Genomic DNA, 15,877 nt, shown 5'->3' on the forward strand with positions numbered 1-15,877 from the left:
CATGGCTGAGAAATACCCGCTCGTCGAGCAGCGGGAGTACGGGCGGCCGGAGAAGCGCGGCGGCATCTGGCGCAAGCGGGTGACGCGCGGCGACGACGAGCTGCCCAGGGTCGCCGCCCACCATGTGCGGGTCTTCCGGGTCGGCGAGGAGTACGTCGAGGACCACGGGCAGCTGAGCGCCGACGACCCGGTGGTGGTCGGGGCCAGCTCGGTCACGGTCGTGGACCGGCGGATCGAGGTTCCCGTCGTCGTGGAGACGCGCATCCCGTCGGCCGAGGCGGGCGACTTCACCGTACGGGCCTGGTTCCACTGCACCGTCACCGACCCGTGCGCGGTCGTGCGCGACGGCGTCACCGACGTGGAGGAGCTGCTGCTCGCCCGTCTGCGCGAGGTGCCCGGGCTCACCGAGGACGGCAGCGACCTGCCCATCGTCGACACCGCCGGCGTGCGCGCCCGGATCGACGCCCGGCTGACCGCGTACCACGAGATGCGGCCCTCCGTGGTGTCGGGGATCCGGGCCCGGCACGGGGTGATCGAGGTCCTGACGCCCGAGGAGATGTCGGCGTACGTCGAGGAGATGGAGAAGGCCCGCCGGGAACGCCTGCGCCGGCGCCAGCAGGAGGAGATGGAGCAGGAGGCGGCCCTGGACCGGGCGCTGCGCGAGGCCGAACTGGAGCTGAAGCACGAGGAGATCCGCAACCTCCAGGCGATGCGCAAGGAGCGCAACCGGCAGGAGGAGGAGACGCTGCGCACGGGCTACGAGCGCGGCGCCGGTGCCGAGCAGCAGGACTACGAGCTGGAGATCGAACGCCGGCGCAACCGGTTCACCCGGGCCGAGATCGAGGAGGACATCAAGCTGGTCGGCTCCGACCCGATCGCCGCCGACTACCTCGCCTGGCGCAGCGGCGACATCAGCGCCGACGAGCTGTCCAAGCGGCTGCACGCGGCCGAGGAGCGCTGGGACGCGCGCAAGGACGACCGGCTCCGGCTCGACCGGGACTACGAGATGACGCGCCGCGGCCTGGACCGGGACGACCTGCGCTGGCAGGTGGAACGCGAGGACCGGCGCCAGGAGCTCACCCGCAGTGAGGAGCGCGAGGAGACGGCCGCCCGCCGTCACGAGGCCGCCCGGCGCTGGGACCTGGAGCACGAGGACCGGCTGCGGCAGCGCCAGGAGGAGCGCACGGACGCCAAGGAACTCCACCGCGACCGGCGCGAGTGGGCGAAGGAGCAGCTCGCGGTGCGGGCCACCCTGGGCAAACAGGCCATCGACCGCGGCCTGTTCGACAGCACCATGTACGACGCGGGCGCCTTCATCAACAGCGTCGGCGACGTCGCGTACCACCAGAACGCGTCGCAGGGCGGCGGCCCGGAGATGACGCAGGCGGAGCTCAAGGGCGAGGTGAAGGGCGAGCTGCGCCGGGCGCACCGGCGGACCGCCGAAGCCGAGCCCGCCCCGGACGACGCCGACGACGCCGACGACTTCGATCCCGCGAACCAGGAGGGGCGCCTTGGCGACTGACACCCCGCTCCGCCCGGCCGACAGCGCCGCCTTCGACGAGGACCGGGGCCAGTCGCGCCCGGCGCCGGCGGCGTCCGGCTGGGCGCCCCGGCTGCGCCGGCTGATCGGCATCGACGAACCCCTGCTGGCCTGGGTGCCGGAGGAACGCGCCCGCTACACCTGGTACGGCGTGCTCGTCGTCAACACGGCCCTGCTGGGCGCGCTCTCCATGGTCCTGGCGCTCTCCAGCTTCCGCTCCGACCTGCCGCTCGCTGCGGTCGCCGTGGTCGCGGTGCTCTGGTTCTGGGTGGTCCTGGCCCTGGACAGCTGGCTGGTCTCCAGCACGCACGGCACGTCGGTCCGCAAATGGACACTGCTGGTCCGTTTCTTTCTCTCGGTGCTGCTGGGCCTGTTCATCGCCGAGCCGATCCTCTTCCAGATCTTCGACAAGGAGATCCGCCAGGAGATAGCCGTCGGCAACGAACAGAAGGTCGCCGAGTACCGGGGCCTGCTCGTCTCCTGCAACCCCACCGACGGCGCGTCCACCACCGACCGCCCCGAGTGCGCCCGCTACCAGCTGAAGGTGGAGGGTTCCCCCGCCGAACTGGCCCGCCAGATCAAGAGCAACGGCGACCGCGCGGCGGCCCTGCGGACCCAGGTCGTCGGCATCAACAAGACACTCGGCGGCAAACAGTCCACCGAACAGCGCCTGTGCGGCGAGAAGTACTGGATCTGGCGGGGCGGCGTCCGGGACGTCACCATCACCTGCGAGCGGGCCCGCAGGGCCACCTCGGAGTACGAGAAGAACAGCAAGATCAAGACGTACGAGAGGCAGCTGGAGGACCTGGTCGAACAGGGCCAGGCCCTGGCCGCCCGCAAGGACCGGGCCGCCGACGACTACCAGCCGCTGCTCCAGAAGGCCATCGACGACAAGACCCGGCAGCGGGCCGCCGCCCTGGACACCGACGGCATCCTCACCCGCGCCCACGGCCTCAAGGAGGTCGCCGGGTCGGACGGCTTCGCGCTGTTCCTGACGATCGTCCTGCACCTGCTCCTCCTCTGCCTGGACGCGATGCCCGTCCTGGCCAAGGTCCTCAGCGGCGCCACGACGTACGACACCCTGCTCGGCGCCCGCCACCGCGCGAGCCGCACGCTGTACGGCGAGGAGCTCCAGGTCCAGCACGCCTGCGCCCGCCTGGAGCACGACGTCCAGCGCCACCACGTGGAGGTGGACTCGACCGACCGCAAGTCCCGCCTGGAGCACGAGTACCAGCGGGCCCGGGCGGAGCGGGCGGCTGCGGAGCGGGCGGAGCTGGAGGCGAGGATGGGGCGGATCATGCGGGCCCGGGGGGTGAGGACCTAGATGATCCGGAAACGCTCCGAAAGATTCGAGTAACGGAATTCCTCAATCCGGCTGGGATGCCACCACTCCCGTCACCGCCTCCGGTTCATCCCAGCCCCAACCCGCCCGTGAACAGCGCGAACTCACCATCACTCAAACATTCGCGTCAACGAATCTTTCGCAACAACTACCGAAACCATTGACAGTTGGCAGGGCCAGGCCAACACTCCCGGGAACAGCACACCTCCGTCACGACCCCACACGGACGAGGAGGAAGCATCCCCATGACCCACTCACTCAGCCGCCTGCGGCTGCTCATCAGCACCGCCTGCACCCTGCTCCTGGTCGCGGTCGCCGGCATGGCCCTGCCGGGGACCGCCCACGCCGACACGGTCGTCACCAGGAACCAGACCGGGACGCACGACGGCTACTACTACTCGTTCTGGACCGACAGCCAGGGCACGGTCTCCATGAACCTGTCCGCGGGCGGCAGTTACAGCACCTCCTGGCGGAACACCGGGAACTTCGTCGCGGGCAAGGGCTGGAGCAACGGCTCCCGCCGCACCGTGACCTACTCCGGCACGTTCAACCCGTCCGGCAACGCCTACCTGACCCTCTACGGCTGGACGGCGAACCCGCTCGTCGAGTACTACATCGTCGACAACTGGGGCACGTACCGGCCCACGGGTACGTACAAGGGCACCGTCACCAGCGACGGCGGCACGTACGACATCTACAAGACGACGCGCTACAACGCCCCGTCCGTCGAGGGCACACGGACCTTCGACCAGTACTGGAGCGTGCGGCAGTCCAAGAGGACGGGCGGCACCATCACCACCGGCAACCACTTCGACGCGTGGGCCCGGGCCGGTATGCCCATGGGCAGCTTCAAGTACTACATGATCATGGCGACCGAGGGTTACCAGAGCAGCGGCAGCTCCCGCATCACGGTGCGCTGACGATGGGAACCACACCACGGCCCTCGTTCCGCGCCCTGCTCACGAGGCTGACCGTCCTGGCGACGGCCGCAGCCGCCGCCCTCGCGGCCCCCACGGCCACCGCCGCCCCGTCCCAGGCCGCCGCCTGCAACGGATACGTCGGACTCACCTTCGACGACGGCCCGTCCGGCAACACGACCGCACTCCTCAACGCCCTCCGCCACAACGGGCTACGGGCCACGATGTTCAACCAGGGCCAGTACGCCGCCGCCAACCCGTCCCTGGTCCGGGCCCAGGTGGCGGCCGGCATGTGGATCGGCAACCACAGCTACACCCACCCGCACCTGACCCGGCTGAGCCAGGCACAGATCGACTCCGAGATCTCCCGGACCCAGCAGGCCATCGCCAACGCCGGAGGCGGCACACCGAAACTGTTCCGCCCGCCGTACGGCGAGACCAACGCGACGGTCAAGTCGGTCGCGGCCCGGCACGGCCTCACCGAGATCATCTGGCACGTCGACTCACAGGACTGGAACGGCGCGAGCACCGAAGCGATCGTCCAGGCCGCCGCCCGCCTCGCCAACGGCCAGATCATCCTCCTGCACGACTGGTCCGCCAACACCCTGGCAGCGATCCCCCGCATCGCCCAGGGGCTGACGGCCCGGGGCCTGTGCGCGGGGACGATCTCCCCACAGACGGGAAGGGCGGTGGCTCCCGGCTGACCGAACGGCGCGATGGCCGCCAGTGCCATCGCGCCTTGGCCGTGGGTACGTGAGTACACGTGCTCATGACGTCCCCGCCCCACCCGGAGACCATGGCCGTATGAGGAATCGGGGAATGCTTTCGGCCGGGGTCGCGCTCGTTCTCGGGGTGCCCGTCGCCGCCTGGGGGCTGATGGGGCAGCAGGACTACGACGGGGTGCCGGCGAGTGAGCTGGACTACGCCTATCAGCCGTGGGACATCGGGGACGGTGTGGCCGCCGGCGCCGGAGGGCTCGCGCTGGTGCTGGCGGGGGTCGGTGCGGCGGTGCTCGTGCGAGGGGCGCGGCGTGGTGCGCTGGACCGGCGATGGTGGGGGGTGCTCGGGCCGCTCGTGGTCGTCGGGCTCATGGCCGGTGTGGGATGGCGGATCCTGACCGCGGGGGGCGTCGGAGCCAACATCGGTGCCGGGCTGCTGATCATCTTCGGTACGCCGGTCGCCGCCGGGCTGGTGCTGTGGGCCCTGGGGCGGGGCGTGTGGCTGGCGACGCGGCGACACGCGAACGACGGGGAGAGCGGCGGACGGCGCCTGGGCGGTTTCGCCTCCGGCGGGGTGTGACGGCGGCGGCTCGCTTCCGCGTGGCCGAAACTCCCTGGTGGACCGGTGACGGGTGGAACAACGTCCGTATGGGAGTACGGAGTTCACCTAGGTTGGTGGACCGGCCCCCCTTCCCCACCCCTCAGGAGGCCCTGCCGTGCTCGACGACACCCTGCGCGCCCGTATCGACACGTCCAAGCCGCACTCGGCCCGCTTCTGGAACTACTTCGTCGGCGGCAAGGACCACTACGAGGTCGACCGCGAGATCGGCGACCAGATCAAGTCGATCTTCCCGGGTCTGGTCGACGTGGCGGTCACGAGCCGTCGGTTCCTGGGACGGGCGGTGCGGTATCTGGCCGTCGAGCAGGGGGTGCGGCAGTTCCTGGACGTCGGCACCGGGCTGCCGACCGCCGACAACACGCACGAGGTCGCCCAGCGCGTCGCGCCGGACTCCCGGATCGTGTACGTCGACAACGACCCCATCGTGCTGGCCCACGCGAACGCCCTGCTCACCAGCACGCCCGAGGGCAGGACCGCCTATCTGGACGCCGACCTGTACGACCCTGAGGCGGTCCTGGAGGCCGCCGCGGGCACGCTCGACCTGTCCCGGCCGGTCGGCCTGATGATCCTCAACACCCTCGGGCACGTCGCCGACTACGAGCAGGCACGTGACCTGGTGCGACGGCTGATGGCGGGGTTGCCGGCCGGCAGCCACCTGGTGATCGGCGACAGCACCGCGACGAGTGCGGGCATGATCGCCGCGTCCGAGGCCTACAACGCGAGTGGGGCCGTGCCGTATCACGTGCGGCCCGTCGCGGAGATCGCCGGGTTCTTCGACGGGCTGGAGCTGGTCGAGCCAGGAGTCGTACGGGTGCCGGAGTGGCGGCCGGAGCCTTCCGCGGGGCCGGCCGATGAGGACGCCGCTGGTGTGGACGCGTACTGCGGCGTGGGCCGCAAGCCCCAGGAAGCCGCCCCGCGATAATCAGGACATGGCCGCACCACGCCCCGCCCCCGAGCCGGTCCGGCGGCTCATCGACGATCTTCTCGCGGTGGGTGAGCCCTACGCCCTCGTCCTCGCGGGCGGGTACGCGGTGCTGGCGCACGGGCTGGTGCGGCGGGACGGGCGGGACGTGGACGTCGCCACCGAGCACCCCGCCGGGATGGACGGCATCGCCGACGCCGTCCGCACCGGGCTGGTGGCGCGCGGCTGGCTCGTGCGGACGCTGGAGAGCGATCCGCTGTCCGCCCAGTTCCTCGTCACGGACGCGGCGACCGGCGCGGAGTACGAGGTCGGCATCCGCAAGGAGGTGCTGTGGCGCCCGCCCGTGACGACCGGGCTCGGGCCGGCCCTCTCCCTCGACGACCTCGTCGGCACCCGCGTGCGGGACCTGGCCGACCGGGGCCTCGCCCGCGACCTGGTCGACGTGCACGCCGCCGCGGCCCGCTGGAGCCACCCCGAACTGGAGGAACTCGGCCGCCGCCACGCCCCCGAACCCTTCGATCTCACCGACCTCCAGGCCCGGCTGACCGGCACGGACTGGCTCGACGACAGCGCGTTCACCGCCCACGGTCTCGACGCCGCCGCCGTCGCCGGACTACGCCGCTGGGCCCAGGAGTGGGCCGACGACATCGCGGAACGGCTCATCGAGGGCGGGGCCCCCGACGAGAGCGCCCCGGACGAGGAGTGACCCGCACGGGGACCGACCTCAGCCGCTCACCGCCCTGACACCGCTGCCGTCGCCCGCCGCTCCCGCCTCCCCGCCGCCATCAACTCCAGCGTCACCCCGGCCGACAGCGTAGCCATCGCCGTCATCGCCCCCGCCGGGGACGTCAGTTGGGCCACCGAACCCGCGAGCGCCGCCGCCCCGCCCTGCATCGTGAGCATCCCCGCCGAGTGCAGCCCCAGAGCGTGCCCCGTGAGGGCCTCGGGCGTCAGGGCCACCAGGCGTTCCTGCTGGACGAGGCTCGCGCCGAAGCCGACCGAGGCCAGCGTGACCGCGGCCGCCGCGAGCGGAAGGGGCGGGTGGAGCAGGAAGGGCCCGTACGGGACGGCCAGCAGCAGCAGGAGCGGGAAGCCCAGACGGGGGCGCAGCCGCGGTGGGACCAGGCGGCCCACCAGCACGTCCCCGGCCAGCATGCCGAGTGCGGCGAAGGCGAACAGGGTGCCGGCGGAGTCGGGGGCGTAGGAGACGTAGAGGGATTCGCAGCCTACGACCAGGCCGTTGGGGATCCAGAGGGCCAGATAGACCTGGCGGCGGGGTGCGGACGACCAGAGCAGGGCGTTGGCGCGCCAGGTCGCCGACACCGAGGGGCGGCCCGTCGCCCGGGGTGGGCGGCACGCCAGGCCGAGGCGGACGACCACGGCCGCCAGCAGGTAGAGGGCGGCTGCCGCCAGCAGGGAGATCCGTGGAGACAGCAGGGCCACGAGCGCGCCCCCGGTCGCGTATCCGGCGATCTGCATCAGGCCGCTCATCATGTTGAAGACCGAGCGGCCCAGCAGATAGCCGTCCTTGGAGAGGATCTCGTTCAGCAGGCCCCAGCGCACTCCCCCGCCCACCGACTTCGCCAGCCCCATGGCCACGACGATCGCGAAGAGGGACCAGATCGGCAGGCCGGGCAGGGCCAGGGCCGCCGTGCCCGCCGCGAACAGCAGAGGCAGGGCCGTCAGGGCCGCGCGCGGGGGCAGCCGGTCGGCCGCCGAGAGCAGGAACACCGCGCCCACCACCTGCACCAGCGACGAGCCGAACATGCTCAGCGCGGACAGCAGCGGCGACTCGGTCGCCCGGTACACCAAGGTGCCCAGCGCCAGTTCGCCCATCGTCTGGGCGACGGTCTGCGCCGACGCGGCCAGGAAGAACGGGGTGAACTCGGGAGTGCGGAACAGTTCGCGGTAACTGCGCATGCGCGGAGTCTCCGGCCGGCCCGTACGGCGTGGTTATTGTTTCGCGTGGACGCGAAACGTCGTGACCTGAGGGGCGGTTCATGGGCTGGTGGCAGGTCAACGCCGACACCCTCGCGGGGAGCCGGTTCGTCCTCTCCCCGCTCGCCGAGACGTTCGCGAGTCTGCGGCTGCTGCACACCGCCGTGGCCGCGCACCCCGGCGAACGGCACTGGCTCGACACCCACCTGCCCGCCTACCGGCGGCGGCTCGCGGACGATCCGGTCACCGCGCTGCTCGTCCGCTGCGGGCTCGGGCCGGAGTGGATCGCCGACTTCCTCACCCCCACCCCGCGTGCCGGGGAGACCTTCGCGGACGAGGTCGCACGGGTCCGGGAGGCCTCCCCCGAAGCCGCCCGGGCCCATCTCACCCTCTCCCTGCGCGGTCCGCTCCCGCCCCGCCTGGACCGCGACGACCTGCCCGAGCGCGCCGCCGGCCTCCTGGCGTACGTCTGGAAGGAGACCGTACGTCCGTACTGGCCGCGCCGCCGACGCGTGCTCGAAGCCGATGTCGCCACCCGCACCGCGCAGGTGGGCCGGGGCGGCTGGGCGGCCGCGCTGAACTCGCTGCGGCCGGGCACGCGGTGGCTGGGCGAGAACCGGTTGCAGGTGAACGCGCACGAATACCCGCCGCGGGAGATCTCCGGCGCGGAGCTGGTGTTCGTGCCGGTCACCCCGCAGCGCGTCGGCTGGGTGTCCTGGGAGGGCACCGACCGGTACGCGCTCGTCTACCCGTGCGCGGGCGTCCTGGCGGACACCGGGGGCAGGCCGGTACCGGCGAGCCTCGCCGCCCTGCTCGGCACCGCCCGGGCCCGAATCCTCGTCCTGCTGGACAGCCCTCTGAGCACGAGCCAGCTGGTCGCCGTGACCGGGCAGGGCCTCGGCTCGGTCGGACGGCATCTGCGGGTCCTGCTCGACGCGGGCCTGGTGGAGCGGGGCCGGGCGGGCCGGTCGGTGCTGTACGCGCGGACGGCGGCGGGGCAGGTGCTGGTGGAGGCCGGAACCGGCCCGACATCCGCCGGAGCTAGCATCCGCTCATGACGACTAACAACGGTTCCTCTCCCCTCGACGTCGAGATCGGTGCCCTCCAGGGCGGTTCCGCCGACCTGTCCCAGTACGCGGGCAAGGCGGTGCTCGTGGTGAACGTGGCCTCCAAGTGCGGCCTCACCCCGCAGTACAACGGACTCGAGAAGCTCCACGAGCGCTACGCCGAGCGCGGCTTCACCGTCCTCGGCGTGCCCTGCAACCAGTTCCTCGGGCAGGAGCCCGGCAGCGCCGAGGAGATCGCCGAGTTCTGCTCCGCGACCTACGGCGTGACCTTCCCGATGACCGAGAAGGTCGAGGTCAACGGCGAGAACCGGCACCCGCTGTACGACCGCCTGACCGGCTTCGCCGACGCCGAGGGGCACAGCGGGGACATCCGCTGGAACTTCGAGAAGTTCCTCATCGGCCGGGACGGCCGGGTCGTCGCCCGCTTCTCCCCGCAGACCGAGCCGGAGTCGACGGAGGTCGTGGCGGCGGTAGAGGGTCAGCTGGCCGCTTGACCTTGCCCTTGGGGCAGGGCCGAGCGTCCTCCGTCACCGGGCGGAAGAGGCCGCCCGGTGACGGAGGATGACGGCATGGACGACGACCTGCTCACCATCGGGACGTTCGCCGCCCGGGCCCGGCTGTCGGCCAAGGCCCTGCGGCTGTACGACCGGCTGGGGCTGCTGTCCCCGGCGCACGTCGACGAGGCCACCGGCTACCGCTACTACCGCGCCGGCCAGGTCGAACGGGCCCGGCTCGTGGCCATGCTGCGGCAGCTGGACATGCCGCTCGCGCGGATCGCCGAGGTGGTCGCCGCGGACGGTCCGAAGGCCGCCGACCGGCTCGCCGCCTACTGGGCGGACGTCGAGGCTCGCGTGGCCGGGCAGCGCACGCTCGTCGAGTACCTCCGTGGACGACTGTCGGGGAGGAGCTCCGAGATGTACGGAAAGTTCGTGGTCGAGACGGTGGACGTGCCCGAGCAGGTGGTGATCAGCGAGACACGGCATGTGCTGGCGGGCGAGTTGCCCGCGTGGATCGGGGCGTCGCTGGGCCGGCTGGAGTCGGCGGCGCGGGAGTGCGGCGGTGTCACGGCGGCGCCGTTCGTCGTCTACCACTCCGAGGTGTCGATGGAGAGCGACGGGCCGGCCGAGTCCTGCGTGCCCGTGGCCGACGAGGCGGCGGCCCGGGCGTGGGTCGACAAGCACGGCCGGACAGCGGGGATGAAGGTACGGGTGGAACCCGTCCGGCGGATGGCCTGCACCCGGATCACCAAGGCCCAGGTGGCCCATCCGCAGATCATGGCGGCCTTCGAGGCGGTGGAGGAGTGGATCGCCCGGGAGGGCCTGGAGCAGGCGGGCCCGTGCCGGGAGGTGTACTTCGCGGACTGGGACGCGGCGGGGGCCGAGGATCCGGTGTGTGACGTGGCGTTCCCGGTGAGCTGATCTCCCCTTCGGGTCCCGCGGGGCACAAGCGGAGCCCTCTCGGCAAGGACGGCGAGGCTGGTCGAGAGGGCTCTGTCGGTGGTGCTTGTGCTGTTGTCGAGCGGCGGCTCAGGCCTTGACCGAGGCCACGAAAGCGCTCCACGCGTCGGCGGGAAACGCCAGCTTGGGGCCCTCGGGGACCTTGGTGTCCCCGAGTTCCAGGGCCTCTTCGACGGTCGACCTGACCATCACACAGGCGCCGTTGTTGTTGGTGTAGGAGGACGTCGTCCACGTTTCCGTGGCGCCCAGACGAATTGCCATGTTTGCTCCGTTGCCAGTTGCGTTTACGCCAACCCGTGCCGGCGGTTGGCGTGATCGACGCTACTCGTCAACATCCTCGCTCGGAGCAGTCATTCACTCGACTGGATGGCATATTCCAGAGGAGTCTTCCAGTCAGGCAGGTCAGGGGTGTAATATCCCGCGCTCTGCCCCGTGGAAGAGCTTCTTCCGGCGTCGGTTCAGCGTGCGTAGTCCTTCGCCAGGCGCTCGATGAGCTGCCGCGACTGGTCCACGTTCAGCGACTGCGCACGCAGGTGCTCGTACATCACCGTGTACTTCTGCACGTCGAGCGGCTTCTCCAGGTACAGGTCGCTGGTCACGCCCTCGATGTACACCACGCTGGAGTCGGCCGCGTCGGCGAACTCCAGGATCGAGTACTGGCCGTTGATGCCGGCGTGCGCGCCGACCTCGAACGGCAGCACCTGCACGGTGATGTGGGGCAGCTGCGACATCTCGATGAGGTGCTCCAGCTGCTCGCGCATCACCTGCCGGCTCCCGACGACCCGGTGCAGGGACGCCTCGTCCAGGACCACCCACAGCCGCAGCGGGTCCGTCTCGGCGGTGATACGGCCCTGCCGGCGCAGCCGGACCTCGACGCGCTTGTCGTTGTCCGCCTCCGAGGACTCGGGCGAGCCGCCCCGGATGATGGCCTCGGCGTACGCACGCGTCTGCAACAGACCGGTGATGATCTGGGGTTCGTAGACCCTGAGCGACTCGGCGTCCGTCTCCAGGCCGATGTAGACGCTGTACGGGATGTCCCCGAAGGCGTGCCACCAGCCCTGTTGCCGGGAGTCCTTGGCCATCTGCATCAGCGAGTCGACGATCCGCTGGTCCTCGACCTCGTAGACCCCGCACAGGTCGCGGACGTCGCGCTGGCTGATGCTGCGCCGCCCGTTCTCCAGCCGGCTGATCTTCGACTGCGACACCAGCAGCCGCTCGGCGACCTCTTCGGCCGTCATGCCCTTGAGCTCACGGAGCCGGCGCAGCTCCTGGCCCAGCCGGCGCCGCCTGACGGTGGGATTGACATTGGACGCCACGGGACGTGCACCTCCGGCTGCGTGCCTCTACTTTGCGTATCTGCTGTTGAGCAGACTGCCACCAAGGTGCTTCCTACCGCTGGGAAACGGTGGATATGCGACGGGTACACGCCAGTTCGGACAGGCACGCCGAGCGGGGCGGGGAGAGTGTGTGCTCTCCCCGCCCCGCTCGGACAGCGGCTCCCGTGACCGGGTTCGTGGGCGCGGCGTCGTGCTCGGGTCGCCGCGCGGCTCAGTGGGCCACGGCGCGCGCCATGGTCCCGTGGCGCGGTTGCATCGGAACACCACGGGCGGGTTCCGGTGCGGGCCTGGCTCCGCCGGCGGCCTGGCGGCCGGACGGGGCCGGGCTGCGGCGCGGCTGGGCCGCGACGCCGTTCTGGACGTCCATCACCGCGTGCGCGACGAGACCGCCCATGGGGTCGTGCCTGATCAGGTCCCGCAGCCGGGACCGAGAGGAACGCCCCTCGTTGCCCGGATACAGGTGCTTGCCGAGGCCGACCGCGTGTGCCAGGGCGGCGAGCGCGGCGGTCCGCGGGTCCGGCGGTACGCCGGTGCGGATCGCCGAATCCAGCCGGGCCCTGATCTCCCGGCTGATGTCGTTGTCCGTCGCCTGGTAGCGAGTCGTCGGCAGCACTCCGCACATCTGTCCCGCCACGGCATGCACCATGCCGCACCGCTCCAGATGGCTGAGGTACGTCTGGCGGAGCCCCAATCGTGGCCCGCCGATCCAGTGAACCGCCCGTACGGGAGCGCCGCGCCTTCGCAGCAACTCCAACGCGCAGTCCAGAGTCGGATCTCCAGTCGGCCGTGGTACAACCACGGCGATACGATCCCCGTCTGGGGCTATCCGTCCGGCCAGTGCCAGCTCCACTAGCTGTGCACCGGCCAGACCGAGGTCGAGCGACTGCGGCTGCGCAGTGGTACCCGTGGTCGGGTCCAGTGCCAGCAGCAGAAGCTCTTCCGGAAGTGTTCTGCGGCTCCTGCCCATCCATGCCTCCCCGCGTGGATGAATGACAGGGTGACCCCTCTCACATTGGTCTGTCGAGGGTGCGTGACCGGTTCGTAGTGGAACCAGTAGGTATGTCGTTCTCGTCTACCGGATGGGTTTAGTCCGCGCACAGGACACTGGTACATGGTTCGGACAGCGCCGGGGAGCGGTGTCACGGGCGGCGGTTCACGGTTCGGTACGCGCACGCGGGTGGTGCGGCGCGAGGAGGAGGCATCGGTGGCGGGCGAGTCCCCCGACAGGTCGAAGCAGCGCGAGTCGTCGGCAGAACCGACGTCGGGGAGCGCGAGTCCGGTTCCCGAGGCCAGGAGCGAGGCCTCACCCAAGCGTGACCCGCGCCTCGCGGTGGCCCGGGACCCGGAGAGGTCCGCCAAGCGCGGCGGCGCCGACACGGCGACCCGCGTGCTCTCCGCCCGGACTGCGGAGAAGCGGGGCGAGGCGGCTGACCCCGAGCGGGAGATCGACACCGAGCGGGGCGTGCTCGACGCGGGCGCCGACCGGGACACGGACGAGCCGGACTCGGCGACTGACGCCGAGCGAGCAGCTGACACCGAGCAGGACGAGGACCAGCCGGGCGCCACGGGCACGGCGACTCAGGCCGAGCAGGACGCGGACGAGCCGGACTCGGCGACTGACGCCGAGCGAGCAGCTGACACCGAGCAGGACGAGGACCAGCCGGGCGCCACGGGCACGGCGACTCAGGCCGAGCAGGATGACAGCGACGCGAGCACCGAGGCTGCGGCGGCCGACGCCGAGCAGCGCGCCGGTGCCCCGGGCGCCGAGGGCACGCCGACTCAGGCCGAGCGGGACGACAGCGACGCGGGCCGCGAGAGTGCGGCGGCCGACGCCGGGCAGGGCGAGAGTGACGCCGGTGTCGAGGGCGCGGCGGCCGACGCGCCTCAGCGGGGTGCGGAGGAGCCCGTGAAGGGCTCCGGCGAGTCCTCCGGCTCCCGCGAGCGCGGGGACGGCGCTGCCGCCGGTGACGGGCGGCTGCGGGATGCCGTGGCCGCGTGGGTCGCGTCGGCCGACCAGGACGAGGAGCCCGCGGCAGCCGAGGGCCGGAGCGAGGGGTCCGAGAACGCCGACAAGGGCTCTGAGGGCGGCCAGGAGGCGGCTGAGAGGGCGGAAGAGGCCACGGGGGCCGCCACGGACGGCCAGAAGCCTGAGAAGGCTGCTGAGCCCGACGCAGACGCCCGGGACGCCCGAGAGGCCGACGGCACGGACGAGGCCGCGGAGGCCGGTGCCGATGCCCAGGGCGGGCAGGAGGAGGCCGGCGAGGCGGAGGCGGACCGTTCCGCCACCGGCGGCGGCGCGGGAGATGCCGCTGCTGCTTCCGAGGCTGCCTCGGCAGGCACCACCGCCGACGTCGACACCGACGACACCCCGGAGAAGCCCGAGACGGCCAAGGCCAAGTCGGACGACGCCGACGCCGACACCGACACCGAAACGGACACCGGCAAGGGCGACGGCGAACCCCCCGTCGACCAGCCCACCGCCGTCTTCAAAGCCGTGCGGCCCCCGGTCGATCAGCCGACCACCATGCTCAAGCTCGGCGGAGCCACCAAAGACGCCAAGGACTCCAAGGACACCAAGGACGCGCCCGAGAAGGAGGCCGAGCGGACCAGCAAGTTCGTCGCGCTCAAGCCGCTCGACGACCCGTCGGTCCGCAAGCCGGCGCCCGCCCCCGCCGACGCCACCGCCCCCGTGCCCACCGTCGGCCCCGAGCGGACCACCCAGCAGCCCCTGCCGCCGCGGCCGCCCCTGGACCTGCTGGCCGAGCTGACGAACACCCCGCCGCCGCCGGACACCCCGCTGCGGACGGCCGTGCGGCGGGTGAAGATCTGGACGCCGCTGGTGCTGCTGCTGGTGGTCGTCTTCGGGGTCGTGCAGAGCGTGCGCCCGCTGCCGGCGCCCACCCTGGAACTCACCGCCGAGGACAGCTACACCTTCGAGGGCGGCAAGGTCGACATCCCCTGGCCGGCCAAGGGCCAGGCCGCGCTGGACGTGCAGGGCATCGGTACGTTCGGGTCGTCCGGCGAGCAGAAGTCCGTGCCGATCGCGAGCGTCGCCAAGGTCATGACCGCCTATGTGATCCTCCGCGACCACCCGCTCAAGAGCGGTGAGGACGGGCCGAAGATCGAGATCGACCAGGCCGCCGAGGACCAGTCCGACGCCGGCCAGGAGTCCACCGTCGACGTCACCAAGGGCGACAAGATCAGCGAGCGGGAGGCTCTGGAGAGCATCCTGATCGCTTCCGCGAACAACGTGGCGCGGCTGCTCGCCCGCTGGGACGCGGGTTCCGAGAAGGCGTTCGTGGGCAAGATGAACGATGCCGCCAAGGACCTCGGCATGAAGAACACGACGTACACCGACCCGTCGGGCCTGAACAACACCACCGTGTCCACGGCCGTGGACCAGGTGAAGCTCGCCAAGGCGGCCATGGAGCAGCCCGCCTTCCGCGAGGTCGCGACGATGATGTCGTACGTCGACTACAAGGGCACCAAGCACGACAACTGGAACCGCCTGGTCGGCTACAACGACGTCACCGGCATCAAGACCGGCACCACCACCTCGGCGCTCGGCAACCTCGTCTTCTCGGCGAGGAAGGACGTCAACGGCGAGGTCCGCCGGATCGTCGGCGCCGTCGTGCGCCAGCCCGCCGGGGGCCCGGACAACACCATCCTGGGCGCCGCGCTGCACGAGGGCGACAAGCTGATCAAGGCCGCGCAGGGCGCGCTGGAGTCGGCGACGATCCTGAAGAAGGGCACGGTCGTCGGGTACGCGGACGACGGTCTCGGCGGCCGTACGCCGGTCGCCGTCACCGAGGACGTCACGGCGGTCGGCTGGGCGGGCCTGTCCGTCAAGCTGACGTTCGCCGCGGACGAGCTGCCGCACACGGCCAAGGCCGGCAAGAAGGTGGGCACGCTCACCGTCGGTGACGGCAGCACCAACGCGGTCAAGGTCCCGGTCGCCCTCCAGAAGGACCTCGTGGAGCCGGGCTTCGCGGACAAGCTCACGCGCATCGGCTGAGCCG

The 15,877-nt window shown here is 71.5% G+C and carries 15 protein-coding genes; 11 read left to right on the forward strand and 4 right to left on the reverse strand.

Annotation, left to right across the window (positions count from 1 at the left end; all coding sequences use genetic code 11):
- The first annotated feature begins 1 nt into the window (after position 1).
- The 7 genes from HDA41_RS16925 to HDA41_RS16955 all read left to right on the forward strand — a co-directional run bounded on the left by HDA41_RS16925 (position 2) and on the right by HDA41_RS16955 (position 6,765).
- Positions 2 to 1,522, forward strand: coding sequence for a coiled-coil domain-containing protein (locus HDA41_RS16925; RefSeq protein WP_230299595.1), 1,521 nt, complete (start codon positions 2 to 4; stop codon positions 1,520 to 1,522).
- On the forward strand, positions 1,512 to 2,864 hold the full coding sequence (locus HDA41_RS16930) for a DUF4407 domain-containing protein (RefSeq protein WP_184984829.1): 1,353 nt from the start codon (positions 1,512 to 1,514) through the stop codon (positions 2,862 to 2,864). The genes HDA41_RS16925 and HDA41_RS16930 overlap by 11 nt, the downstream gene beginning before the upstream one ends.
- Positions 2,865 to 3,127: 263 nt before the next feature.
- On the forward strand, positions 3,128 to 3,802 hold the full coding sequence (xynA, locus tag HDA41_RS16935; protein ID WP_184984831.1) for an endo-1,4-beta-xylanase XynA: 675 nt from the start codon (positions 3,128 to 3,130) through the stop codon (positions 3,800 to 3,802).
- A gap of 2 nt (positions 3,803 to 3,804) precedes the next feature.
- On the forward strand, positions 3,805 to 4,503 hold the full coding sequence (locus HDA41_RS16940; RefSeq protein ID WP_184984833.1) for a polysaccharide deacetylase family protein: 699 nt from the start codon (positions 3,805 to 3,807) through the stop codon (positions 4,501 to 4,503).
- Positions 4,504 to 4,618: 115 nt separating this feature from the next.
- Positions 4,619 to 5,098 (forward strand): hypothetical protein, encoded by a 480-nt coding sequence (locus tag HDA41_RS16945; RefSeq protein ID WP_184984835.1) that lies wholly within the window; start codon positions 4,619 to 4,621, stop codon positions 5,096 to 5,098.
- Positions 5,099 to 5,234: 136 nt separating this feature from the next.
- A complete protein-coding gene (locus tag HDA41_RS16950; RefSeq protein ID WP_184984837.1) occupies positions 5,235 to 6,059 on the forward strand; it encodes an SAM-dependent methyltransferase in 825 nt (274 codons plus the stop codon).
- 7 nt (positions 6,060 to 6,066) lie between these two features.
- Complete coding sequence (locus HDA41_RS16955; protein ID WP_184984839.1) at positions 6,067 to 6,765, forward strand: hypothetical protein; 699 nt, start codon at positions 6,067 to 6,069, stop codon at positions 6,763 to 6,765.
- Between the two features lie 26 nt (positions 6,766 to 6,791).
- On the opposite strand, the gene HDA41_RS16960 is transcribed toward HDA41_RS16955, so the two are convergent.
- Positions 6,792 to 7,979 carry an MFS transporter gene (locus HDA41_RS16960; RefSeq protein WP_184984840.1) on the reverse strand — a complete coding sequence of 396 codons (1,188 nt, stop codon included), beginning with the start codon at positions 7,977 to 7,979 and terminating at the stop codon, positions 6,792 to 6,794.
- A gap of 80 nt (positions 7,980 to 8,059) precedes the next feature.
- On the opposite strand from HDA41_RS16960, the gene HDA41_RS16965 reads away from it, so the two are divergent.
- The 3 genes from HDA41_RS16965 to HDA41_RS16975 all read left to right on the forward strand — a co-directional run bounded on the left by HDA41_RS16965 (position 8,060) and on the right by HDA41_RS16975 (position 10,482).
- Positions 8,060 to 9,055 (forward strand): winged helix-turn-helix domain-containing protein, encoded by a 996-nt coding sequence (locus HDA41_RS16965; RefSeq protein WP_184984842.1) that lies wholly within the window; start codon positions 8,060 to 8,062, stop codon positions 9,053 to 9,055.
- Positions 9,052 to 9,558 carry a glutathione peroxidase gene (locus HDA41_RS16970; protein ID WP_221511539.1) on the forward strand — a complete coding sequence of 169 codons (507 nt, stop codon included), beginning with the start codon at positions 9,052 to 9,054 and terminating at the stop codon, positions 9,556 to 9,558. The genes HDA41_RS16965 and HDA41_RS16970 overlap by 4 nt, the downstream gene beginning before the upstream one ends.
- A 75-nt stretch (positions 9,559 to 9,633) precedes the next feature.
- The gene (locus tag HDA41_RS16975; RefSeq protein ID WP_184993471.1) at positions 9,634 to 10,482 is read left to right on the forward strand and encodes a MerR family transcriptional regulator; all 849 of its coding nucleotides are present in this window, start codon (positions 9,634 to 9,636) and stop codon (positions 10,480 to 10,482) included.
- A gap of 108 nt (positions 10,483 to 10,590) precedes the next feature.
- Here HDA41_RS16975 and HDA41_RS16980 read toward each other — a convergent pair whose 3' ends face one another.
- The 3 genes from HDA41_RS16980 to HDA41_RS16990 all read right to left on the reverse strand — a co-directional run bounded on the left by HDA41_RS16980 (position 10,591) and on the right by HDA41_RS16990 (position 12,825).
- Positions 10,591 to 10,782: a DUF397 domain-containing protein gene (locus HDA41_RS16980; protein WP_086564378.1), complete on the reverse strand. Its 192-nt coding sequence runs from the start codon at positions 10,780 to 10,782 to the stop codon at positions 10,591 to 10,593.
- A 197-nt stretch (positions 10,783 to 10,979) separates the two neighbouring features.
- Entirely contained in the window at positions 10,980 to 11,837 is an 858-nt protein-coding gene (locus HDA41_RS16985; RefSeq protein ID WP_184984845.1) for a helix-turn-helix domain-containing protein, read from the reverse strand.
- A gap of 232 nt (positions 11,838 to 12,069) precedes the next feature.
- Entirely contained in the window at positions 12,070 to 12,825 is a 756-nt protein-coding gene (locus tag HDA41_RS16990) for a GOLPH3/VPS74 family protein (protein ID WP_184984847.1), read from the reverse strand.
- Positions 12,826 to 13,062: 237 nt separating this feature from the next.
- Here HDA41_RS16990 and HDA41_RS16995 point away from each other — a divergent pair, with 237 nt between their 5' ends.
- Complete coding sequence (locus HDA41_RS16995; protein WP_184993473.1) at positions 13,063 to 15,873, forward strand: D-alanyl-D-alanine carboxypeptidase; 2,811 nt, start codon at positions 13,063 to 13,065, stop codon at positions 15,871 to 15,873.
- Positions 15,874 to 15,877 lie beyond the last annotated feature (4 nt).

It is taken from the genome of Streptomyces caelestis, from assembly GCF_014205255.1.
Classification (GTDB): domain Bacteria; phylum Actinomycetota; class Actinomycetes; order Streptomycetales; family Streptomycetaceae; genus Streptomyces; species Streptomyces caelestis.